Source organism: Aeromonas sp. R5-4 (assembly GCF_040908215.1).
Classification (GTDB): Bacteria; Pseudomonadota; Gammaproteobacteria; order Enterobacterales; family Aeromonadaceae; genus Aeromonas; species Aeromonas veronii.
Genome location: NZ_JBFODG010000003.1, coordinates 66,056 through 88,362 on the forward strand (window position 1 = coordinate 66,056; position 22,307 = coordinate 88,362).

The following is a 22,307-nucleotide window of genomic DNA, read 5'->3' on the forward strand; positions in this document are numbered from 1 at the left end:
TTTCTCCAATTCGCTTCTTTTTTACTCTAATTCTGGATTCTCTATGAAAGTCAGCATACTGGTGCCGGTGTATAACCTCGGGCGCTTTATCGAGCCCTGTCTGCTAAGTCTGCTGGAACAGCAAACCAATTTCGATTTTGAGGTCATTGCCATTGATGACGGCTCGAGCGATGACTCCTGGGCCATTATGCAGCGGCTGGTGCAGCAGTGGCCTCAACTCAAGGCACTACAGAATGCGCAGAATATGGGGTTGGCCAAGACCCAGAAACGCTTGCTGAGAGAGGCTATCGGTGAATACATCGCCTATGTCGACGGGGATGATCTTGCTCTGCCGGGCAAGCTGCAGAGCCAGGCCGATTATCTTGATACGCACACTGGTTGCACGCTTTGCTACCACGAAGCGGAGATGTTTGATGATGAAACTGGCGCACGGATCAAGCTATTCACCCGCGATTATTACAATGCTCGCCATCTCGAACCCATGATGACACGGGAGGCATTGATCCGCTTCGGGGTGTTCGTCAATGCAAGTTCCATAATGTTTCGCCGTTATGAAGGGATGGAAAATGCCATCGATGAGGGGTGCAAGATCATCCTCGATTATCCCTGGCACATTTTGAACCTCTCACGTAATCCGGGGACGCTGGATTTTATCCCCGAGCTGCTGGGGCGTTATCGCTTCCATACCCAGAGCTTTGGCGGACAGACCCGCAAATCGGCAGATCGTCGTGAACAGTCGCTGCGAGATCTGCTGCGAGCCTGTGACAATGCCGCTGCGTTCGGCGAGGATCCGGTGATAATTGCGCAAGGACGTTCCCATCACTATTACTCTGCCGCGCTCTACTTTCTGCGGCAGGATGACGTTGCCCGCTTCACGCAACTTATCGAACAGTCAGTTACTGAGGTAGCGAAGCTGGCGCCAGGCTGGTTCTTCGATGAGAGACATCAACTGGCGTGGGCGCAGCGAGCTCATCCAGCACGGGTTATGCAACAATTGTTTGGAGAGGCGGCATGAGTTATCAGGCGATCGTCATTGGCGCCGGGCTTTCCGGTGCCGTCATGGCTGAGCGAATGGCCAGCCAGCTTGGTTGGAAGGTGCTGGTGCTGGAACAGCGCGACCATATCGGTGGCAACTGCTTTGACGAGTATGACGAGCATGGTGTGTTGGTCCATCGCTATGGTCCACACCTCTTCCATACCGATAACAAGGAAGTCTGGGATTACTTGTCGCAGTTTACCGAGTGGCTGCCTTATGAGCATCGTGTGTTGTCACGCATCGACAGGCAGTTGGTGCCGATCCCGTTCAACCTGACCAGCATCGAGCGCTGTTTTCCCGCCGACAAGGCAGCCGCCATGATTGAGGCCCTGCGCACCCGGTTTGGTGATGGTGCCAGAGTGCCTATTCTGGAACTGCGCAAAGAGGCGCATCCCCTGCTGGGTGAATTGGCAGATTTCATCTATCAGAAAGCTTTCGTTAACTACACCAGCAAACAGTGGGGGGTACCGCCCGAGCAGATCTCCCCCGAGGTGACGGCGCGGGTACCCATTGTGGTCAGCAGGGATGATCGCTACTTCACCGACCCTTGGCAGGCGGTGCCGGCCGCAGGCTATACCGCCATGTTTGAGCGCATGCTCGCGCATCCGCTGATTGACGTGAGGCTGTCGACCCCCATGGCAGAGCACGTCAGGCTGGATTGGCTGCAGAAGCTGGTGTGGTTGGATGGCGCACCTTTTGGTGGCCCACTGATTTATACCGGTATGCTGGATCAGTTGATGCCGGAAGAAGGGAATTGCTTGCCATACCGCTCACTGCGTTTTGAACATCGCCATCTGGCGCAAGAACAATTCCAACCTGTCACCACCGTCAATTATCCGAATGAAGAAACCTTCACGCGGATAACCGAATTCAAGCATTTCAGCGGGCAGGCACATCCCGGCACCAGTATCGTATACGAATATCCCTGTGACTATCAGCCAGAACAGGGGCTCGAGCCTTACTATCCGCTGTTTACCGATGCAGCCAAACAGCATTATCAGACGTATTATGAGGAGTTAATTAATTTCTCACAGCTGATTACCCTAGGACGTCTCGCTGAATATCGTTATTTTGATATGGATGATGCTGTTTATAATTCACTAATAAAATTTAAAACATTCGTTATGGTGTAGAAATGAAGAATAATCCTTTAATCTCAGTATTAATGCCAGTATACAATTGTGCTGAATATGTACAAGATGCTATCAATAGTATCTTAGAGCAAACACATAAAAATATTGAGTTGATTGTCATTGATGATGGTTCAAATGACCAAACTCGTGATAAGGTAAAAGAGATTAAAGATATTGACTCTCGGATAATTTTACTTGAAAAAGAGCATGGTGGTATAGCCTCTTGCTTGAATGATGGGTTGGAAATTGCATCTGGTGAGTATATTGCAAGAATGGATGGTGATGATATATCACTACCGTTAAGATTTGAGAAACAGCTAAATTTTTTATTATCTAATCCGACTATAGATATAGTGGGGTGCTGGATTGAACTATTTGGTGCTAAATCTGGAATTTGGCACTATAGAACTTATGATAATTTTATAAAAAATATGTTTTTGCTGAGGACTAATGGGCTTGGGCATAACGCTATAATGGCTAAGGCTGAAACATACAAAAGATTTCGTTATGATGCATATTACTGTGATGTAGAGGACACAGAACTATGGGTTAGAATGAGCACGAGTAAAGAAGGGGTGACATTTTATAATCTTAGGGAGGTGTTAGTGTTATATAGAGTTCATGACACTCAAGTTTCTTTTTTACGCAAAGAAAGGCAAAGAAAACTATATGATGAAATAACTAGTTATTATTTTTATAAGCTAGGCATACCAAGTGTTCAGCAAGATAGTGATGCGCATATGTGGCTGTCTGATATTAATGAGGGGCTTAATATCACACAACTAATGAGAGTGTCGAAATGGTTGAATGATCTCCATGTAATTAAAAGTAACTCGCTGCCTGATGATTATGGAGTTTTTTTTGAGCGTTGGCATCATTTATGTGTAAGAAACAATGCATCACCTGATATATATTTCAGTTTCAAACCGCCACTTCAAGTTAACTGGCTCCCTAAAAAGGAGGAATATCTATCTTAAGAGAAGGTGAAAATGACTGGATTTTTTAAAAATCATATCATTAGCATTATTTTATAGGGAGGGTAAATATGTTTGATGATAAATTTCTACTAGGAAAGAGAGTTTATTTCTGCCCAAAAAATGATGTAACTGAAAAACTATCAAAGATATTTATCTCTACAGGTGGTATATTTTTAGGATTTATTGATAAATATAAAAAAGATTGTGATGTTATTAAAACTCCTGAATTGGTTGAAACTAGTGATGTTGTTATAATATATAGTCCTATGTATTGGCGGGAAATAGTTGAAAGTATTGATATCAGCTCTGTTTATTTTTGGGTGTTGTCCGGTGATTCCGGTGATAACGGTTACTTAGTAAGGAGGGATGAATTTGCTGGGTATCAATATATTATGACCGATACATATAATAATATGAGTTCACAGAGAGTGTTTTGGGAGTCACATCTAAGAAATTATGTAATTAAAAATAATGATATTAACTGTTATGGGTACACATGGGGTGATCCTGACAAATCCAACGACAGGTTAGGAAACTATTTAAAGATTCGAGATAGATTGCAAGAAAAAATAGCTGTTCACAGCTGTGTTTTGGATCTCGGCGCCCTCGGTGGAAAATGGACAAAATATATGCTTGCGGCGTCAAGGATTATTTGTGTAGATATAAATGAGTATTTCCCTTGCATAATAAAGAGTCGCTATCCAGAGTTTGTTCACAAACTACAGTTTTATGTATCTACAGGTAATGAACTATCAGGTGTTTCTTCTGGGTGTGTGGATTTTTTATTTTGCATGGACACATTAGTCAGAGTTGAGAAGGAAAATATTCTTTCATATCTACAAGAGATACGTCGAGTACTATCACCTACAGGGCAAGCAATAATACATTTACCAAACAGTGATATTAAAGTATGCAGAGATATGAAGTTTACGAATTTGACAACAAAAGAAATTGTCGAGAATATGGATGACATCTTTGGTAGAGGTAGTTATACGTTAGATTTTGAAACGATAATTCATGGTGTAATTATTTTTGTATGATTTTTGTGCTCTTTAATAATTTAATGGTCTTTAGAGGCGTGTATGAATATCAAAGACATTATTGGCAGTAAAATTTACATATCTCCATACAATGATATCTCATTGAAGCTGAGAGATGAATTAGATGATGGGATCGAGTTTATTGGTTTTGTAGATAGTTATAAATCGGGAGCGAATATAATAAGTCCTGAGATGATAGGAAATGACTATGATTATGTGATCATACATAGCCCAAATCACTGGAGAGCTATATCTGAAAAATTTGATGGCAACAAAGTTCTCTTGTATAAAAAGATGGATTGTGAATTAGTAGCACTTCAAAATTATGTTTATTTTGTAGAATCTGGAAAATATTTTGATATACTTTTAATGCCATTTAATAAATCCAATGTAACGGATCTGTCAATAGTCCATAGGGAATTAAAGGCTATAAATATCAGTTCTGCATTGATAGATATTGGTTCTGAGAATAATGAGAATCTTCGCCAGGGATTTTGTGAAAATAAAGATGTAGATTGTATTCATAGAGATCAGGTCTCGACCTCAAAATATAAGGGGTTAATGGCTTCTATAGATTGGGATTCGGGGTTTGGGCGACCTTTGATAAAGGCTGCTCGTGATAATGGGTTATTAACAATCGGTATTGTTGATGGTATAGAGGACTTTGATGATACCGACTATAATTATGAAAGAGATGCATATAATACAGTTGAGTATGTGCTTTTACTTGGTGTTGACGACCAAAAAAAATTAACGCATAAAATAGATAAAACATCAATTATTGGGTTGCCAAAACTTTGGAAGCTATATAATTCATCAATTAGCTTTCCTAGAAAGCAGCGAGTGATGATTAATGTCAATTTTACTTATGGTACTTACGAGGAAGTCCGAGATGGATGGGTTGGCGCCATAGTTGAGGTTTGTCAGAAAGTTGGTATCGATTATATAATATCACAGCATCATGCAGATCATGGTGTGTTTCATCCTTCATTAGTTTCTCAAGATGATGTGTATGACACAATTAGAATGTCTACTATTGTTATAAGTAGGTTTAGTACTGTTATTCTTGAAAGCTTGGCAATGGGGAAACCTGTAATATATTTTAATCCTCATGGTGAACGAGTTCATTTGTACAAAGAACCACTTGGTGCTTATAAGATTGCAACCACAAGTAATGAGTTAGAGTCCGCAATACGATTTAGCCTCGAAAATAAAGATACCGTGCGTGAGAAGGCTTATGCATTTCTTGATAATAAATGTAATATATCAAGTGGGATACCACCAGGTAAGATGGCTGCTTACAGGGTAAAGAACCTCTTGGAGGAACGAGATGGAATATCCTTCACCTCTGCAGAGACTTATGGCATCGATCCTCGCTATGCGGTTCGTAATAAATATCATCATTATGATGACATGAAGTATGAGGATGAATGGCAGCTTGAAGTGTACTTACATGCGTTAGGGTTAATGGTTAAAAATAACTTTAAATCAGTTGCTGATATTGGTTGTGGATCAGGTTTCAAGCTTATTACATATCTCTCTGACTATCATACAATCGGCTATGAGTTAGATATGAATGTTTCGCGTCTTAAATCAATTTATCCAACTAAAGATTGGCGAGTTTCTAATTTCGAAAATAATAGAAGTGAAATTGATGTTGATGTTATTATCTGCTCAGATGTAGTTGAGCATTTAGTTGACCCTGATTTATTAATGGAATATTTATCTCGTCAAAATTTCAAATACTTATTAATATCTACGCCAGATAGAAATTTGGTTTATGGGGATGAGGATCCTGCATTTTTTGGCCCTCCAAGAAATTATGCTCACCAAAGAGAGTGGTCGTACTCTGAGTTTAATTCATATGTTAGTCGTTTTTTTAAAATAATTGATCATAGAATTGTTAATTACTATCAGGCAACGCAGTTGATAATATGCAAAAATAGGGACTAACTCGGTGCAAACTCCATTGTTTAGCATTATCATTCCTGTATTTAATGTAAAAAGATATCTACAAAAGTGTTTGATGTCTATAATAGGGCAATCGAATGCTAGTTTATATGAAGTACTTATAGTTGATGACGGTTCTACGGATGGATCTGACATTATAGGGAAAGACTTTGCAAGGCAATATGATTGTATTCGCTATTTATATAAAAGTAATGGTGGGTTGGGGGCTGCAAGAAATTATGGACTAGCTTTTGCAAGCGGCAAGTATGTCATTTTTATTGATAGTGATGACTACATTCATCCCGATATGATTGAAAGAATATGTTTATGTATTCATGAAAATAATGAACCAGATATTATTCGATTTGGTTTAATTAGAGTAGGGGATAATGACATATGTGATTTCTTGTCCTCCTTAGCCATGCCGACGTTTAAAACAATTTTATCATGTGAGCATCCAAGTTCAGCCTGTATCCAAGCATTTCGTCGAGAGCCCTTTATTGATAATGGAATAAAGTTTGCGGAGAATTGCCTTTATGAAGATGTAGCGACAACTTTTAAGTTGTTTTTTTATGCAAAAAGGATATGTGTGCTTTCTGAACATCTTTATTATTATTACAAGCGAATCGACTCTATAACAAGCAATGTCACAATAAAAGAAGTAGATGATCTGTTTTTATCTTACAATGAAGCAAGTGACTTTCTAATTAAACATAATAAATTATCTGAATGTGGCGAGGAGCTGTTTTTTAGATTGTTGAGACTGTCATTATATGTTTTAAAAAAGTTAAACTCTAGAAATGATAATAAAGAAATCTATGCTATGTATTAGATAAATTTTATTGCGTGTATTCAAAGGAGTATTGTCTAGACTTTCTAATAAAGCGTGACATAACCTTGATTGATGATTATTACTATTATTTACACCATGGCGTGGAAAACTATGCAAATAGGCTCTCTTTCATACTTGAACCGCATCAAATTAATTCTGTTGAAAACTACAAATTATCTAAGTCATTAAACCAAATGGTGAGTTTTTTATCAGCGCTTTCTATTAACTATAAAAGAATTGCTATCTATGGATATGGTGTGGTGGGGCGCTTTTGTCACCTTGTAATTAGAGATTCTATATGTAAAATTGTTGATTATAACTTTAATGAAGTTCAGCTAACCAATGTGGAGGTTGAATGTCCACTACTACTAGATCACAATGACTTCGATATTATTCTGATCTGTGTGTTAGGTCGAGAAGAGCAGGTTAAAAGCTTTCTAATAGATGAATGCAATATTCCTGTAAATAAAATAACAGGATTTAATATGGGGGTAACACAATGAAGGATTTTATTAATTCGTATCTAGAGCGAATGGCAAAGACAATATTATCATTAGATAGTGATAATATTGAAAAAATTATTCTGATGCTTGAAGCTTGCCATCATAAGAACGGAACAATTTATGTTATAGGGAATGGTGGTAGTTCTGCAACTGCATCACATATGGCAAACGATTTTTCTGTTGGCTTGAAACTCCGGGGAATTCGAAATTTCAATATTGTTAGTCTGGCTGATAACGTTCCCGTGTGCACAGCTATTGCTAATGATATTGGATATGAAAATATCTTCTATGCCCAGTTAGTGGATAAGTTGACACCAGATGATGTAGTCATTGCAATCAGCTGTAGTGGAAATTCACCAAATATTGTAAAAGCATCAAGATACGCAATACAAGTTGGCTCTGCACTAATTGGTCTTACTGGCTTTGATGGTGGAGAGTTAAAGCAGATTTGCAATATAAACTATCATGTCAATACCGAAAAGGGAGACTATGGTATAGTCGAAGATGTACATATGATTCTTGATCATATCATATACTCATATTATATCTCCTTGAAACCTGAAAATAAGTCTAGATATGTATTGAGGTAATTATGAGTATCTTGCGTGTTGCCATTGCTGGTTATGGTAAAATGGGTAAAATTCGTGGGAAATGTATTCTTGAAAATCCTTCTACAGAGTTAGTTGGTATTTATGAGAAAGATAGTGAACTTGTTACTGGGGTTTCATCAAATATTCCAGTTTGTAAATCATTTGAGGAGCTATTGTCGTTAAAGCCAGATGCAATATTTATTTGTGCATTTAACAATGTTGCTGCAGAGTACTCTATTGCTGCAATGCAAGCAGGAATACATGTTTTCTGTGAAAAACCACCAGCTCGAACTTGCGCTGAATTATCTGCGGTCATGGCTATTGAAGAACTGGCTGGGGTGGTTTTGAAGTATGGTTTTAATCATCGGCTTCATTATAGTGTTATGGAAGCTAAACGAATAATTAATACGGGGGCTATGGGAAAGCTGTTATGGATGCGGGGGGTATACGGTAAAGCAGGTAGCATAGATTATGGCTCTAACTGGCGTAATTACAGGCCATATTCTGGCGGAGGTATTCTATTAGACCAAGGAATTCACATGCTTGATTTATTCCATCACTTATCAGGATGTAAGTTCGATGTGATTTCTAGCGTCTTAACGAGTAGTTATTGGGATGTAGATGTTGAAGATAATGCCTTTGTTACCCTAAAGTCAGATAGAGATGGAGTTATTGCTTCATTGCATTCTAGCGCAACTCAATGGAGGCATAAATTTTTATTAGAGTTATGTTTTTCTGAAGGTTTTATTGTATTAGACGGAATTTTATCAGAATCGAGAAGTTATACACCTGAAACACTGGTTGTCAGTAGGCGAGAATTTGAAGACATCACTTTTGCTATGGGAAAACCAGCTGAAAATACGACTTGGTATGAGAATGATGATAGTTGGAGAAAGGAATTAGATGAGTTTATATCTGCAATTAAATCTTCAAGTTTTAAATTCTATGGAACTAGCCAAGATGCGTATGATGTTTTGAGCCTAGTTGAGAGTATATATAATAAAAGTGGTTTCTATGAAAACTAAAAAACGAGTATTGCTCACTGGGGGTAGCAGAGGAATTGGTCTAGCTATTAAAAATTTGCTATCTGAAACATATGATGTTGTTGCACCAGGCAGAGAACAGCTAAATTTAGAATCGATTGAGAGTATAGATACTTTTTTTAGAACAGAACGACAATTCGATATTGTTATAAATAATGCTGGAATAAATATTATAAAGGATACAGCAGCGATATCTTATTCGGATCTACGTAAGATAAATGCGGTTAACCTAGAGGCTCCATTACTGCTTGTTCAGTACTGTCTTCCATATATGAAATTTAATGGTGGGGGCAAGATCGTTAACATTAGTTCCGTATGGGGGCTTCGTTCTAAAGAGCAGCGAGCGTTATATAGTGGAACAAAGTTTGGTTTGATTGGTTACACTAGGGCGTGGGCTAGAGAATTTGCACCAAATAATATATTGGTTAATGCTGTTTGTCCTGGTTTTACTGATACAGAATTAACCTCATCTAGCTTGACAAATGAACAGCTAAATCAAATTATTTCTTCAGTACCTATGCATCGCCTGTCTAGTCCAATAGAAATAGCTAATCTAGTCTTATTTTTAATTTCTGACGAAAATACATTTATTACAGGTCAGGCTATTGGTATTGATGGGGGGTTTTTGGCATGAAAACTTTAGTTATTCCATCAAAAATTCATGATTATCATGTGAATATTGATGCTTCAATGGCCTCACTTAAGAAAGTTTGTTCTGAAAATATCGGAGCTGTCTTTTTTATAGACAAAAATGTGTTTGCTATTTATAGAGATTTTTTTTCTTCTATACCTAATGACAGGGTGCATATATTAAATCCAGTTGAAGATGAAAAAAATATTGATACAGTTTGTGATATATATCGTTTTCTCCTTGGGTTTAATGATAGGCGAAATCTACATATCGTAAGTATTGGTGGTGGAATAATACAGGACTTAACTGGTTTCACTGCATCTACGTTATATCGGGGTGTTCGTTGGACATTTTTTCCAACTACTCTCCTTGCTCAAGCTGATAGCTGTGTTGGGAGTAAAACATCACTCAATTTCCAACAATATAAAAATACACTTGGAACTTTTTATCCTCCCCATGAAGTATATATTTGCACCCCATTTCTGAAATCACTGTCTGCGACAGAGATAGATAGTGGCATTGGTGAGATAATTAAGTTTTTACTGCTTGATGATACAAAAAAGGTGTCTTTAACTCATATCTCATCGCTGGTTAAAAAAATAAAGCAGGATGCCTCCTTTGGTGCTGCCCTGTTAGAAACGCATAGAGTAAAACAGTCATACATTAGTCAAGATGAGTTTGACTTTGGTAAGAGAAATCTTTTTAATTATGGTCATTGTTTCGGGCATGCACTTGAGTCAAGCTCTGATTATCGTATTCCACATGGTATAGCTGTTAGTATTGGTATGGTATTTGCAAATGCACTTAGTGTGTCTCGTGGTTATATTAGTGAAGAATTGTCTAATGAAATAAATGAACTACTTCTCTTTCCCAATATAAATATAACGTTACTTAGTCAATATTTTAATTCAACTGCGTTAATACGAGCTATGAGACAAGACAAGAAGCGCACTGGAAAATTTCTTTCAATTATTCTCTTATCTTCTGATGACTTTACAGCAGAAAAAGTTGACGACTTATCTGATGTTGAGTTTGTAGATGTTTTGGAGAGGGTAGTTAATATTTTGAGGGTGAAATGAAAATAGCGATTACATCAAAGGCATTTTCAAACAACAGTCAACTTGTTGAATTGGTTAGCCAAAAGTTTTCAGATTATAAATTAAATCTTTCCGGTGCGAAGTTAAATGAGGATGAGCTAATTGATTTCATATCGGACTGTGAAGGTGTTATTCTAGCTTTGGAGAATGTAACTGACAGAGTTCTTTCAAAGTCACCGAAATTGAAGGTTATCTCAAAGTTCGGGGTAGGTACAGACAACATCGACTTTAAAGCGTGTGAGCGATATGGTATTGAAGTGTTTTGCCACCCCGGAGTGAATAGACACTCTGTAGCAGAATTGACTCTTTGTATGTTTCTGATGTTAACCAGAAATGTGTTTAATTCCGCACTAAAATTATCAAGTGGAGTGTGGTTAAAGCAAGGGGGATATAGTCTATATGGAAAGACAATTGGTATTATTGGTTGTGGAAATATTGGCGCTGAATTAATTAATTTATTATCTCCATTTTCATGTCGGATCTTGATAAATGATATCATGGATAAGCAGTTAATATGCCAACAATATTTAGTTGAGCAAGTCGATTTATCAACAATTCTAACTGAAGCTGATATCGTTTCTCTACATGTACCATTGACCTCAGAAACTAGGAATATGGTGAATAGTGGTTTCATAAAAAAAATGAAGCCAAACTCCCTACTTGTCAATACTTCTAGGGGCGAAATTGTAGACCTGATGGCACTTAAATCAGCGTTACTAAATAATATCATTGCTGGTGCAGCTATCGATGTTTATCCTGTTGAACCGCCGACAGACTTGCAATTATTAGCATTGCCAAATTTAATTCCAACACCACATATTGGCGGTAATTCTAAAGAAGCAACGATTGAGATGGGTGCAAGTGCTATAAAATCGCTTTGCAAATACTTTAAAATTGATGAAAGCTGACATTAAAATTAAAGGTGATATATGTCTGAACAACATAATCTGGTAATAGTTGCTATGATTCCTGCTCGTCTTGGTAGTCAACGCATACCGAAAAAAAATTTACGATTATTGGGAGGGAAGTTATTAACGCAGTGGGTTGCGGATTCGTGTAAGGAGGCTGGTGTATTTGACTCGATCTATATAAATTCTGAGGGGGATATTTTTGAGTCAGTAGCTAAAGAGAGTGGTGTTTGTTTTTATAAGAGACCAGAGCATTTGGCATCTAGCAGTGCAACCAATGATGAATTCGCCCTTGATTTTATTAAAAACATAAAATGCGATATATTGGTTCAGGTTAATCCAACTTCACCATTCACTAGAGCCGAAGACATTAAATGCTTAGTAAAAATGCTAATTGATGGGCACTATAAAACGGTCCACACGGTTAAAGAAGAGCAAATTGAAGGCCTGTTTAATAATATACCTCTAAATTTTGATCCTGCAAAACCAATGCCGCCATCGCAAGAGTTGGTTCCAGTTCGATTGTTCACTTCGTCAATAATGGCTTGGGATGTAAATACATTTGTAAGAAATATGGAGTCGCATGGGTGTGCGGTATATGGTGGTGAGGGTAAAATTGGATATTACGTTATTGAAGGTGATGGTATCATAGATATAGATAATGAGAAGGACTTCTTTTTGGCTGAGGCAATTTTAAATATGAAAAATATGTCAGTGGAGAAAAAATATTATGAAGTCTGATGCAAATGTTCGCAATATCCTAAAAAAAGATGGGGTGATGAGTTCGTTTTTTGATAAGGCTAATCAAAGTGTGTGTAATGTTCATACACTTATTGCACAATATGGGGTTGACTCATCTTGGTCACATACCTTGGTTGATACTGAATCAAACTCGGCTACATTAATTTGCCAACTACCTGGTGAAGGGAATCGAAAGCATTATCACCCCGACTGGAACGAATGGTGGTTTATTGTAGATGGTTCTTGGGAATGGGATTTTGATGGAGAGATTAGATGTATATCAAAAGGAGATGTTGTTTTTATTCCTAAAAATATACCACATAAAATAACCGCTGTTGGTGAACGAGCTGCAATTCGTATTGCTGTGAGTCGTTATGATGTAGCTCATATTTATGAGGAGAACCATTATTAATGAAAAACTTATTTCCTTTAAAGATTGATCTTATTAAATCTCATGGTTCTTATGTAATGGATTTAAACTCTGGTGATGAGTATCTTGACATGTTCAATATGTATTCATCACTGCCGCTAGGTTATAATCATGAGGTATTTGATTCTAATGAATTTAAAAGTGAAGTTTTAAAGGTTGCATCGTTAAGAGTAGCAACAGACGTTTTTTCTTGCGACGTATTTGATAAGTTCATTACTGCATTCCAGAGGTATACATTCTCAACGAATTACCATTTTAACTGCACTGGTGCATTAGCTATTGAGTCCGCATTGAAGTCAGCTATGGAATATAAAAGGGTATCATCCCCCATTGTTATTAGCATCAAAAACTCATTCCATGGTGTTAATAGTTGGGGGTTTGTAACTAGCCGAGTTGGTGTTACAGAAAAAAGAATGCAATATTACCCATCTAATAGCGATTGGCTTCAATTAGATTTAGATGACGTTGTTACATATTTACAAAATGAAGATTTATCAAATCTTGTTGCTGTTATTGTTGAGCCAATTCAAGCTACAAATGGAGATATCTATCTTTCACCTGAAACGCTACGATTAGTTCGAGACCTGTGTCAGCAGCATGATATTTGCTTCATCATTGATGAGATCCAAACAGGATTCGGTGTTACAGGTAAAATGTGGTATTACGAGCATCTGAATCTGGTGCCAGATATTTTGGTTTTTGGTAAAAAAGCTCAGGTTTGTGGTATTGTTTTAAGTGATAAATATGCTGGTATATTAAATGATAAATATAAAAAGCTTGGCGTTACCTTTAATGGTGATTTGATAGATATGATTAGGTCTACGTATATAATGAAGGCATATGAAGATCTGGGGATCTTGTGTAAAGTTAGGGACCACACTGAATACATCCGTAAAAATATGGCTCATAAGGTTAATAATTATAGGTCTCTTGGGTTTTTGATTGCATTTGATTTCGATTCTCAAGAAAAGCGAGATGATTATATAGAACGGTGTTTTAAAAATAGGGTTATAGTTAATAGGTCGGGCGATAAAACTGTAAGATTGCGGCCCAACCTGGCATTAACAGAGCAAGAAATGGAGGTTTTAATTCAACGTCTATCAGATTCGTTGGTTTTTTAGAGTCTTAAGTAGTTTTGTTATAATAAATACCGCTTGGTCGTGCTGCATATCAGGATAGAGTGGTATCGTTATGCAGCAGTTATAAAAGTGTTTAGACTGCTGCTTGCTCGTATTATATGCTCTTTTATAATATGGTTGATGATGGATTGGAATGTAGTGCACATTAGCAATTATCCCTGCTTGATGCAGTCTGGTGAAAATTTCTTTTCGGATCGGATTTTTTACTATGACAACAAATAAATGCCACGCTGATTGACGATCTGTTCGGTTTTTTAATACTTCACTCATTGAGTGGGACAACTTAGTTTGATAATAGGCTGCTATGGCTCGCCGTTTAGTGAGAAATTCTTCCAAGCGGGCCATCTGGCTCAACCCCAATGCCGCTTGTATATCAGTCATACGGTAGTTAAAGCCAAGCATCTGCTGCTCATAGTACCAAGGACCATCTGGCTCATTGATAAAGTCTTCCGGTTCACGGGTGATGCCATGGCTGCGGAGCATGCGCATCGTCTTGGCAAGCGCAGGGTCGTTGGTCATGGCCATGCCACCCTCGCCAGTGGTGATGATCTTCACCGGGTGGAAGCTGAATACTGTGATGTCGCTGTAGCGGCCGTTGCCGGTGGGTTCATCGTGATAGCGAGCCCCCAGGGCGTGACAGGCATCCTCGATGATCCGAAAGCCATATTCTTGCCCCAACCGATGGATCTCTTTCATATCGCAGGGGAGGCCGGCAAAGTGAACTGGTATGACTACCTTGGGGAGTTTTCCTTCCGCCTTGGCGGCAATCAGTTTCTTCTCCAGCTCCACTGCGCACATGTTCCCTGTATCGGGCTCAATGTCGACAAAATCGACTTGTGCCCCGCAATAGAGAGCGCAATTGGCCGATGCCACAAAGCTGATGGGGGATGTCCAGACCCAGTCGCCGGGGCCAACTCCCAGCGCCAGACAGGCGATATGGAGTGCTGCAGTACCTGAATTGACCGCCACCCCAAATTTAGCTCCACAGTAGTCCGCAACCGCTTGCTCGAAGCGTGGAACGACCGGCCCCTGGGTCAGGAAGTCGGACTTGAGAACTTCAACGACAGCATCGATATCTGCCTGACTGATAGATTGACGGCCGTAGGGAATCATTCTGCTACCTTGCTCTGGTTCATCTTCTTTAGCTGTTCAATGGAGAAAAAGTCAGGGTTGCTGCGAGAGTTGTATTCAAATCCCTGCTCGACCATCTTTCCCTTCTCGCCTGCCGCAGTTTTGGAGAAATCGTTGTTGCGATTATTGAAGTTGATGGTTGGGCCAATTACGAAGAAGTCATCAAACTCAAAGGTGTGATAAGAGTCATCGGCAGGGCACATCACTTCGTGAAGCTTTTCTCCAGGGCGAATGCCGATGATCTTGTGTGGCAGGTTAGGCGCCATAGCACTGGCGAGATCCGTAATTCGGACGGATGGCAACTTGGGAACGAATATTTCCCCCCCTTTCATGCGGCCAAAATTGTCCAGAACGAAATCCACCCCTTGCTGCAAGGTGATCCAGAAACGCGTCATATCCTCATGGGTGATGGGCAACGCATCTGCACCCTGGTCAATCAGCTTCTGGAAGAAGGGGACGACAGATCCGCGAGAACCGACCACGTTACCGTAACGAACCACGGCAAAACGGGTGGGATCCTGACCCGCAATGTTGTTTGCTGCCACGAAGAGTTTGTCTGATGCCAGCTTGGTGGCACCGTAGAGATTGATTGGGTTGGCGGCCTTGTCAGTGGAGAGAGCAATAACTTTTTTGACTTGATTGAGCAAGGCTGCCTGGATGACATTCTCTGCACCATGGATATTGGTTTTAATGCACTCCATGGGATTGTATTCAGCAGCTGGAACCTGTTTCAGTGCTGCTGCATGGACCACGTAATCGACGCCACGCATTGCCATGGTGAGTCGGTTGGCGTCTCTTACATCACCGATAAAATAGCGCATGCAGGGGTCGTTAAACTCCTGCTGCATCTCGAACTGCTTCAGTTCGTCACGAGAATAGATGATAAGCCGTTTCGGTTTATAACGTTCCAGTACTGTTTTGACCAATCGTTGGCCAAACGAGCCGGTGCCACCTGTGATCAGTAGCGTTTTATCGTTGAACATTGTGGGCATCTCGTCATAAAAACAGTAGATGAATCATATGCTAGCAAATAAAGTACCAGCTTTTTTGGCAAAGAGTGTGATCCATTCACACAAAAACAGTTTTAAAGATTTGGTTGCCATCCAGAACACTTCAGGTCGATCCTCATCATTAGTGATGTATCAAGATGTGCTGGTGCTTTGCGAGCTTAGCCGGATAGCTCGGCAAACCTGCTCCACAGCATTGAGGGCTCTCGGGGTGAATCGGTGTAGCTCATCCGAGTTGATCAAATCGAGTCGCTGATGCTGCACCGCGTCCAGATTAGGCCACTTCAGCCAGTGACGCAGAGCGTCAGGATCTTGACTCCCAGCAAGGATCAGCGATGGGTTGGCTCTGATCACCTGTTCCATGTCCACTTGAGGGTAAGGGGTCTTGGCATTCGCCATGATGTTGATCCCGCCGCAGAGTTCGATGGCCTGAGCCGGCCAGGCATTGCCACTGACGCTGGTGAGCGGCGGGTACCAGAGTTGGTAGAACACCTTGACACCGGTCGGTTGGCCATAGCGCTGTTGCAGGGAATGCAGACGCGCCAGATAGCGATCGGCGGCTTCGTTGGCACTCTTCTCCACCCCAAGCAATTTGCCCAGCGCCCGCATTTCGGTCGCCAGCGAGGCAAAATCGGTGGGCTCCGAGTAGAAAACCGGGATACCCAGTTGTTCCAGCGGTGCCAGCATTCGTGACTGGGCCGAGCGCCAGCCGAGGATCAAGTCCGGCTTTTGTGCCAGCAGGGCCTCGACATTGATGCTGCGATAATTGGCCACCTTGGGCTTGGTTTTCACCTCGGCGGGATAGTCTGAGGCATCGTCGATGGCCACCAGTTTGTCACCGGCACCGATGTCGTAAAGCAGTTCGGTAAGATGGGGTACCACGCTCACCACCCGGCTCGGAGTTGCGGCAAACAGAACACCGGGCAACCAGGCCAGCAGCGCGCAGGGCAGCCAAGTCGGCAATCGCAGCCATCTACCCATGAAATAACCCCGCCACAGTGACAAGTAGTGCCAGCATCAACCAGCCCCAGCCCATTGCTTGCAGAATATTGAGGACCTTGCGTGGTGACTCTCCACCGGGGTCACCACTGCTGCCAAGTACTGGCCAGCGTTGCAAGGTTCCCTGATAGTAGCGAGGGCCGCCAAGGCGGATCCGGCACTTGTCAGCAAGTAGCATCAGCAGCATCCCGATGGCGGGATAGGGCCAGATCGCACCACTTCGCAGCAGTTGAGTGGCCTGCTTGAGCCGTGGCAACAGGAGCGGCAGCCCCAACAGCAGGATGGTGGGAGCATTGAGCCCCTGATAGAGGGCGCTGGTGGCTCGGCCAAAATAGCCAAACGCGGGATCCTTCATGCTCCAGCCCTGGCTCATCAGCTGAGTCAGCCGCCAGAGCAGTGCACCTTGTACCCCCGCGAGAGCGTATCCCATCAAGGGGCCAGCCCATTGGCCGACCAGACGCAGGGCACAGCTCTCCGTCACTGCTTTGGCGAGCCCCATGGTCGAGAGTTTACTGGTCTCCCGCTTGAGCCAGGGAGCCACCTGCAATCTCGCCAGCGGCAGGGTCTCCTGCGTGGTGAGAGAGTGAGTGGCATGGGCGAGTTCGCGCAGTGGACGGGATTCGAGCATCAGCAACATGAACAGCAGGTCGAAGATCGGTTCGCTCAATGCCAGATTGCGCAACGACCAGAGCCCGGCGGCGCAGGGGAGCCAGACTACCAGCATTGCCAGCAGGCCGGCCTGCATTTGCTGGCCGGGTGAACCATCGGGTCTGTGCACCTTGTGCCCCAGCCGGGTCAGCAAGGGCGTGACGGCCGAAAGACGCAGATGGGATGGCCACGGGATCACCGCCTCCAGCAGGGCAGCCCCCACCAGAATGGCCGACGTCGTCGAGAGGAGGGCGTCGGCCATCAAATCAAACGAGCCGTTCTCGATCACAGCTTGCCGAGCATCTTGATAATCACTTCGGCGGAGTGCTTGCCGGCCACTTCGATGAAGGCATCGAAGGATTCAACCTGTTCCTTGCCAGCGATATCGGACATGGCGCGTACCACCAGATAGGGCACCTTGAACATGTGGCACACCTGACCGATGGCGGCACCTTCCATCTCGACCGCCAGCATCTGCGGGAAGTCGGCGCGAGCCTTGGCGATGGCGTCCGGTTTGCACATGAACTGATCGCCGGTACAGATAAGACCGACCTTGGTCTGGTGCTTGCCCTGCTCAGCGATGCAATCCTGAGCGACCGCGATGAGTTTCTCGTCGCAGGGGAAGGCGGCGGGTTGCTGCGCCATCTGGCCCATCTCGTAACCAAAGGCGGTCACGTCCACATCGTGGAAACGCATCTCGCTGGCAATCACCACATCAGCGATATGCAGATCCTGGGCAAAGCCGCCCGCAGAGCCGGTATTGATGACGCAGTCGGGGGCGAATTTTTCCAGCAGCAGGCTGGTGGCCACGCTGGCGGCGACCTTACCGATACCGGAGCGGGTCAGGATCACCTCTTTGCCTGCCAGCATCCCTTGATAGAACTCGCAGCCGCCCAGTTGCAGGGTGGTGGGGTTGCTCATCTGGCTGCGCAGCAGGGCCACTTCTTGCTCCATAGCGCCGATAATACCTACTTTCATTGCTGACCTCATCTTGATAGCCGTGTGGCTGAATTTAAGTTGCTGTAGATCATAACAAAAGATGGCGTCGGCGCCGAGAGGTACAAGCGAAAGGAGAGATGAAGCGCGGCGCTCCATATGGGAGCGCCGCAGGTGACAAAAAGCATTGATGAGAGAAGGGCGAGTGCCTTTAGCCGAGCGCGGTGTCGAGGGTCATCATCAGGGCAAAGCCCGCCATCAGGCCGAGGGTGGCATAGGTCTGGTGACCGTTGCGGTGAGTCTCCGGGATCACCTCGTGCGAGACCACAAACAGCATGGCGCCGGCGGCGAGCCCCAGTCCGATGGGGTAGGCGATGGCAAGGCCGCTGGAGAGCCCCACTCCGAGCAGGGCGCCAACCGGTTCGAGCAGGCCGCTGGCGATGGCAACCAGCACCGCCACCGAGGGGCGAAAACCGGCGGCGCACATGGCCAGCGCCACCGCCAGTCCTTCCGGAATATCCTGCAGCGCGATGGCGGTGGTGAGCGGTAGCCCCACCGACATATCCCCCTGCGAGAAGCTGACCCCGATGGCCATCCCCTCCGGCAGGTTGTGCAGGGCGATGGCAAAGACGAACAGCCAGACCCGGGAGCACTGCTCATGGCCGGGACCGCAGGGGCCGGTTTTGTCGTGCTCGTGGGGTGTGAACTGATCGAGTCCCAGCATTAACAGCACCCCGAGGGTCATGCCGACCACCACTACGGCGGCGGCGCTAAAGCCGTTGCCGGTAATCCCCTCGGCGGCCTCCAGCCCCGGCAGCAGCAGGGAGAAGGCACTGGCCGCCAGCATCATACCGGCGGCAAAGCCCAGCATGGTGTCCTCAACCTTTTGCGGTACCGAGCGCAGAAACAGGGCGGGCAGGGCGCCGATGGCGGTGGCGGCAAACCCGGCGGCACCACCGATGAGGCCGTAGCGCACGCCGCTGGTCACCTCGCCGGTAGCGAGCATGATGAGACTCTGCAACAGCAGCAACAAGACGGCAGCCAGCGCGATAAAGAGACCGAGGGCGGTAAGTGGCCGCGCCTGCAGTTGTTCACGCAGCTGGGCAGACCAGGTTGAAGCGGGCAGATACGAGCTGTTATCCATAAACAGGGCCTCTTGTTACAGCAAATGGTTACAACGAAGGGGGATGGCGCTCCGCCATCGGATTATGTTGGTCATTACAACGAGTTGACGGCCCCTTGTCCATGCCACTGCCTCGATTGCATTTATCGGTTAACTATTTGAAATGATTTGGTCGCTATAAATATTTTGTGATGAATGTCGGGTTGTGAAGGAAATCAGCTTGCATTCATTTGGTGAAAACTGGTGAAGGATTAGGCGATATTGTGATAGAGTGCGCGCCTCGCGAAATCGTCCTTCCCCCGCTTTCGCAACCTTCCATCTCCCGTCAGGAATGGCCGGGATCAGCTCATACGGATGTGATCGCTACTGTTTACCTGCTTGTCAGCAGTTGAGGATCAACAGCCAATCATGTTTTACAAGAATCTCTCCATCGGCAAAAAGATTGCCGTGGTTTTTGCGGTCATTGCCGCAGTCAACGTTGTCTTCGGTGTTTTTCTCTCCAGTGAATTGCGCGGCGTGCGCGATCGGGTGCTGAATTTTACCGACTCCACTTTGCCGAGCGTGCTCTCGGTCGAAACCCTGCTCTACGACGTCTCTTATGTACGTCGGGCCCAATTTGCCCTGCTGATGGTGGATGATGCCGCCGACTTGCAGGCCCGTCGTGGCCGCATTCAGGAGAATATTCGCAAGGTTGACGAGGCATTTCGTGCCTACGAGGCGACTGTGGGTGCCGACAACGAGCGCCAGGTGTTTAACCAAGCCAAACAACAGTGGCTCACTTATCAACGTTCGGTAAACGAGTTTGATATGCTGCTGGTGCAGGGCCAGCATGATCAGGCCAAAACCCAGCTGTTTGCCTCCAACCCGCTCTTCGGGGCGCTGGAGCAGGCGGTCAACTCGTTGATCCAGGTGAACCTCGGTTTCGTCAAAGAGAACCGTGGCAGCCTGCTTGGCAGCGTCAGCATGGTGACCACCTTCGCCATGGTGAGCATCGGTGCCCTGCTGGTGTTCATGGTGGTGATGACTTGGTTCCTGACCCGCCAGATCTGCCTGCCGCTGCAAGCCGTGGTGGCGCAGGCCAATGCCATTGCTGCCGGCGATCTGACCCATCAGCTGGAGCGTCAGCATATCGGCCGCGACGAGCTGGGCATGCTGGCCAAAGCCTCTCTCAAGATGCAGGACAACCTGCGCGGTCTGATCGAAGAGGTGGTGGCTGCGGTCACCCAGCTTGGCACTGCCATCGATGAGGTGAGCGCCGTCTCCGAGCAGTCCGCCAAGGGTATTCAGAGCCAGCAGCAGGAGATCTCTCTGGTGGCGACCGCCATGACCCAGATGAAGGCCACCGTGGCCGATGTGGCTGGCAATACCGAAACCGCCTCCAGCTCCGCCAGCTCAGCCAATGCGCTGGCCCGCAACGGCAATCAGGATGTGCAGCGTTCGCTGGTGGCCATCACCCGGGTTGCCGAAGAGATCGAGCAGGCCGGTACGCTGGTGACCGAGCTGGAGCGCGAATCTGCCCAGATCAACGTGGTGGTGGATGTGATCCGCGGCATCGCCGAGCAGACCAATCTGCTGGCCCTCAATGCGGCCATCGAAGCTGCCCGTGCCGGCGAGCAAGGCCGTGGCTTTGCGGTGGTGGCCGACGAGGTGCGCACCCTGGCGGGTCGTACCCAGGCCTCGACCGGCGAGATCGTGGCCATCATCGAAACCCTGCAGGCACGCGCCAATCAGGCCAAAGAGGTGACTGGCCAGAGCTGCGAGATGATCCGCCAGTGTGTGGATCAGAGCGAGCAGACCAGCAACGGCATCCAGCAGATTGAAGAGGCGGTCGCCCAGATTGCCGATATGGCGATCCAGATTGCCAGCGCCTGCGGCGAGCAGGATGCGGTCTCCGACGAGCTGGGCCGCAACGTCGAGCGGATCAACGAGTCCGCCAACGAGGTGGCTCTGGGCGCCGATCATACTGCCCGCGCCTGTCTGGAGCTGAGCCAGCTGGCGGTGGGTCTGAAGCAGACCATCGGTCGCTTCCGCCTCGCCTGATAAAGGGGCTGGCGTACGCCGGCCTCTTCATTCATAAAAAGTCGGGGCGTTTTGCATGCCCTCACGACACCCGGCCATGTGCCGGATGTTTTTTTATCTGGCGATGGGGACGAGGCCAGATGGTCGGGGTTCTTCGCAAGGGGATGAAGGTCAGGGCAACAAACAGGGGGCAGATGATTATCCCGGCCTGTGCGCGGTGATATTCAAGAAGGTTGGTTAATGCGTATTTGCTAACGAGAGAAGGGCGACGAACGGTTTTGGGGATGGGGAACGGGGCGAGCGGTTGGGGTGTGCGCTACGGGGAAGAAGAGCATAAGCAGTTGGTTGGAATGCCCTGACAGGGTATATCGCAGCAATAAAAAAACCGGCTTGC

22 protein-coding genes are annotated in these 22,307 nt (G+C 44.9%); 16 read left to right on the forward strand and 6 right to left on the reverse strand.

The window, feature by feature from the left end; all coding sequences use genetic code 11:
* Positions 1–43 precede the first annotated feature (43 nt).
* From AB5Y83_RS02065 to AB5Y83_RS02135, 15 genes are all read left to right on the forward strand, one after another.
* Entirely contained in the window at positions 44–1,015 is a 972-nt protein-coding gene (locus AB5Y83_RS02065; RefSeq protein ID WP_368174615.1) for a glycosyltransferase family 2 protein, read from the forward strand.
* Positions 1,012–2,169: a UDP-galactopyranose mutase gene (glf, locus tag AB5Y83_RS02070; protein ID WP_368174616.1), complete on the forward strand. Its 1,158-nt coding sequence runs from the start codon at positions 1,012–1,014 to the stop codon at positions 2,167–2,169. The genes AB5Y83_RS02065 and glf overlap by 4 nt, the downstream gene beginning before the upstream one ends.
* A 2-nt stretch (positions 2,170–2,171) precedes the next feature.
* On the forward strand, positions 2,172–3,146 hold the full coding sequence (locus tag AB5Y83_RS02075; RefSeq protein ID WP_080660193.1) for a glycosyltransferase: 975 nt from the start codon (positions 2,172–2,174) through the stop codon (positions 3,144–3,146).
* A 68-nt stretch (positions 3,147–3,214) separates the two neighbouring features.
* On the forward strand, positions 3,215–4,186 hold the full coding sequence (locus AB5Y83_RS02080; protein ID WP_080660194.1) for a class I SAM-dependent methyltransferase: 972 nt from the start codon (positions 3,215–3,217) through the stop codon (positions 4,184–4,186).
* A 42-nt stretch (positions 4,187–4,228) separates the two neighbouring features.
* Positions 4,229–6,139, forward strand: coding sequence for a methyltransferase domain-containing protein (locus AB5Y83_RS02085; protein WP_368174617.1), 1,911 nt, complete (start codon positions 4,229–4,231; stop codon positions 6,137–6,139).
* A gap of 4 nt (positions 6,140–6,143) precedes the next feature.
* On the forward strand, positions 6,144–6,968 hold the full coding sequence (locus AB5Y83_RS02090; RefSeq protein ID WP_368174618.1) for a glycosyltransferase family 2 protein: 825 nt from the start codon (positions 6,144–6,146) through the stop codon (positions 6,966–6,968).
* Positions 6,969–7,033: 65 nt separating this feature from the next.
* The gene (locus AB5Y83_RS02095; protein ID WP_139429469.1) at positions 7,034–7,471 is read left to right on the forward strand and encodes a hypothetical protein; all 438 of its coding nucleotides are present in this window, start codon (positions 7,034–7,036) and stop codon (positions 7,469–7,471) included.
* Positions 7,468–8,061, forward strand: coding sequence for an SIS domain-containing protein (locus tag AB5Y83_RS02100; RefSeq protein WP_050576478.1), 594 nt, complete (start codon positions 7,468–7,470; stop codon positions 8,059–8,061). Before AB5Y83_RS02095 ends, AB5Y83_RS02100 begins: the two co-directional genes overlap by 4 nt.
* A 2-nt stretch (positions 8,062–8,063) precedes the next feature.
* The gene (locus tag AB5Y83_RS02105) at positions 8,064–9,086 is read left to right on the forward strand and encodes a Gfo/Idh/MocA family protein (protein WP_080660196.1); all 1,023 of its coding nucleotides are present in this window, start codon (positions 8,064–8,066) and stop codon (positions 9,084–9,086) included.
* Complete coding sequence (locus AB5Y83_RS02110) at positions 9,076–9,738, forward strand: SDR family NAD(P)-dependent oxidoreductase (protein ID WP_050576479.1); 663 nt, start codon at positions 9,076–9,078, stop codon at positions 9,736–9,738. Before AB5Y83_RS02105 ends, AB5Y83_RS02110 begins: the two co-directional genes overlap by 11 nt.
* Positions 9,735–10,814, forward strand: a complete 1,080-nt coding sequence (locus AB5Y83_RS02115) for an AroB-related putative sugar phosphate phospholyase (cyclizing) (RefSeq protein WP_080660197.1) — start codon at positions 9,735–9,737, stop codon at positions 10,812–10,814. The genes AB5Y83_RS02110 and AB5Y83_RS02115 overlap by 4 nt, the downstream gene beginning before the upstream one ends.
* Positions 10,811–11,740 carry a phosphoglycerate dehydrogenase gene (locus AB5Y83_RS02120; RefSeq protein WP_139429470.1) on the forward strand — a complete coding sequence of 310 codons (930 nt, stop codon included), beginning with the start codon at positions 10,811–10,813 and terminating at the stop codon, positions 11,738–11,740. The genes AB5Y83_RS02115 and AB5Y83_RS02120 overlap by 4 nt, the downstream gene beginning before the upstream one ends.
* 21 nt (positions 11,741–11,761) lie before the next feature.
* Positions 11,762–12,481: a hypothetical protein gene (locus tag AB5Y83_RS02125; protein WP_021230862.1), complete on the forward strand. Its 720-nt coding sequence runs from the start codon at positions 11,762–11,764 to the stop codon at positions 12,479–12,481.
* Entirely contained in the window at positions 12,471–12,893 is a 423-nt protein-coding gene (locus AB5Y83_RS02130) for a cupin domain-containing protein (protein ID WP_080660198.1), read from the forward strand. Before AB5Y83_RS02125 ends, AB5Y83_RS02130 begins: the two co-directional genes overlap by 11 nt.
* The gene (locus tag AB5Y83_RS02135; RefSeq protein ID WP_080660199.1) at positions 12,893–14,032 is read left to right on the forward strand and encodes an aminotransferase class III-fold pyridoxal phosphate-dependent enzyme; all 1,140 of its coding nucleotides are present in this window, start codon (positions 12,893–12,895) and stop codon (positions 14,030–14,032) included. Before AB5Y83_RS02130 ends, AB5Y83_RS02135 begins: the two co-directional genes overlap by 1 nt.
* Here AB5Y83_RS02135 and pseC read toward each other — a convergent pair.
* From pseC to AB5Y83_RS02165, 6 genes are all read right to left on the reverse strand, one after another.
* Positions 14,012–15,163 (reverse strand): UDP-4-amino-4,6-dideoxy-N-acetyl-beta-L-altrosamine transaminase, encoded by a 1,152-nt coding sequence (gene pseC / locus AB5Y83_RS02140; protein ID WP_368174619.1) that lies wholly within the window; start codon positions 15,161–15,163, stop codon positions 14,012–14,014. The genes AB5Y83_RS02135 and pseC overlap by 21 nt on opposite strands.
* Positions 15,160–16,164: a UDP-N-acetylglucosamine 4,6-dehydratase (inverting) gene (pseB, locus tag AB5Y83_RS02145; protein WP_021230866.1), complete on the reverse strand. Its 1,005-nt coding sequence runs from the start codon at positions 16,162–16,164 to the stop codon at positions 15,160–15,162. Before pseB ends, pseC begins: the two co-directional genes overlap by 4 nt.
* A 159-nt stretch (positions 16,165–16,323) precedes the next feature.
* Entirely contained in the window at positions 16,324–17,169 is an 846-nt protein-coding gene (locus tag AB5Y83_RS02150) for a cobalamin-binding protein (protein ID WP_368174620.1), read from the reverse strand.
* Positions 17,162–18,124: a cobalamin biosynthesis protein gene (locus AB5Y83_RS02155; protein ID WP_368174621.1), complete on the reverse strand. Its 963-nt coding sequence runs from the start codon at positions 18,122–18,124 to the stop codon at positions 17,162–17,164. Before AB5Y83_RS02155 ends, AB5Y83_RS02150 begins: the two co-directional genes overlap by 8 nt.
* Positions 18,121–18,813 (reverse strand): 5'-methylthioadenosine/S-adenosylhomocysteine nucleosidase, encoded by a 693-nt coding sequence (mtnN, locus tag AB5Y83_RS02160; RefSeq protein ID WP_368174622.1) that lies wholly within the window; start codon positions 18,811–18,813, stop codon positions 18,121–18,123. The genes AB5Y83_RS02155 and mtnN overlap by 4 nt, the downstream gene beginning before the upstream one ends.
* Positions 18,814–18,982: 169 nt before the next feature.
* A complete protein-coding gene (locus AB5Y83_RS02165; RefSeq protein ID WP_219278584.1) occupies positions 18,983–19,915 on the reverse strand; it encodes a ZIP family metal transporter in 933 nt (310 codons plus the stop codon).
* A 387-nt stretch (positions 19,916–20,302) separates the two neighbouring features.
* On the opposite strand from AB5Y83_RS02165, the gene AB5Y83_RS02170 reads away from it, so the two are divergent.
* Entirely contained in the window at positions 20,303–21,934 is a 1,632-nt protein-coding gene (locus AB5Y83_RS02170) for a methyl-accepting chemotaxis protein (protein ID WP_156852049.1), read from the forward strand.
* The last annotated feature ends 373 nt before the right edge of the window (positions 21,935–22,307 follow it).

Coding starts and splice junctions, on each gene's coding strand:
- AB5Y83_RS02065 (WP_368174615.1), top strand. CDS start 44: ATGAAAGTCAGCATACTGGTGCCGGTGTATAACCTCGGGCGCTTTATC.
- glf (WP_368174616.1), top strand. CDS start 1,012: ATGAGTTATCAGGCGATCGTCATTGGCGCCGGGCTTTCCGGTGCCGTC.
- AB5Y83_RS02075 (WP_080660193.1), top strand. CDS start 2,172: ATGAAGAATAATCCTTTAATCTCAGTATTAATGCCAGTATACAATTGT.
- AB5Y83_RS02080 (WP_080660194.1), top strand. CDS start 3,215: ATGTTTGATGATAAATTTCTACTAGGAAAGAGAGTTTATTTCTGCCCA.
- AB5Y83_RS02085 (WP_368174617.1), top strand. CDS start 4,229: ATGAATATCAAAGACATTATTGGCAGTAAAATTTACATATCTCCATAC.
- AB5Y83_RS02100 (WP_050576478.1), top strand. CDS start 7,468: ATGAAGGATTTTATTAATTCGTATCTAGAGCGAATGGCAAAGACAATA.
- AB5Y83_RS02105 (WP_080660196.1), top strand. CDS start 8,064: ATGAGTATCTTGCGTGTTGCCATTGCTGGTTATGGTAAAATGGGTAAA.
- AB5Y83_RS02110 (WP_050576479.1), top strand. CDS start 9,076: ATGAAAACTAAAAAACGAGTATTGCTCACTGGGGGTAGCAGAGGAATT.
- AB5Y83_RS02115 (WP_080660197.1), top strand. CDS start 9,735: ATGAAAACTTTAGTTATTCCATCAAAAATTCATGATTATCATGTGAAT.
- AB5Y83_RS02120 (WP_139429470.1), top strand. CDS start 10,811: ATGAAAATAGCGATTACATCAAAGGCATTTTCAAACAACAGTCAACTT.
- AB5Y83_RS02125 (WP_021230862.1), top strand. CDS start 11,762: ATGTCTGAACAACATAATCTGGTAATAGTTGCTATGATTCCTGCTCGT.
- AB5Y83_RS02130 (WP_080660198.1), top strand. CDS start 12,471: ATGAAGTCTGATGCAAATGTTCGCAATATCCTAAAAAAAGATGGGGTG.
- AB5Y83_RS02135 (WP_080660199.1), top strand. CDS start 12,893: ATGAAAAACTTATTTCCTTTAAAGATTGATCTTATTAAATCTCATGGT.
- pseC (WP_368174619.1), bottom strand. CDS start 15,163: ATGATTCCCTACGGCCGTCAATCTATCAGTCAGGCAGATATCGATGCT.
- pseB (WP_021230866.1), bottom strand. CDS start 16,164: ATGTTCAACGATAAAACGCTACTGATCACAGGTGGCACCGGCTCGTTT.
- AB5Y83_RS02150 (WP_368174620.1), bottom strand. CDS start 17,169: ATGGGTAGATGGCTGCGATTGCCGACTTGGCTGCCCTGCGCGCTGCTG.
- mtnN (WP_368174622.1), bottom strand. CDS start 18,813: ATGAAAGTAGGTATTATCGGCGCTATGGAGCAAGAAGTGGCCCTGCTG.
- AB5Y83_RS02165 (WP_219278584.1), bottom strand. CDS start 19,915: ATGGATAACAGCTCGTATCTGCCCGCTTCAACCTGGTCTGCCCAGCTG.
- AB5Y83_RS02170 (WP_156852049.1), top strand. CDS start 20,303: ATGTTTTACAAGAATCTCTCCATCGGCAAAAAGATTGCCGTGGTTTTT.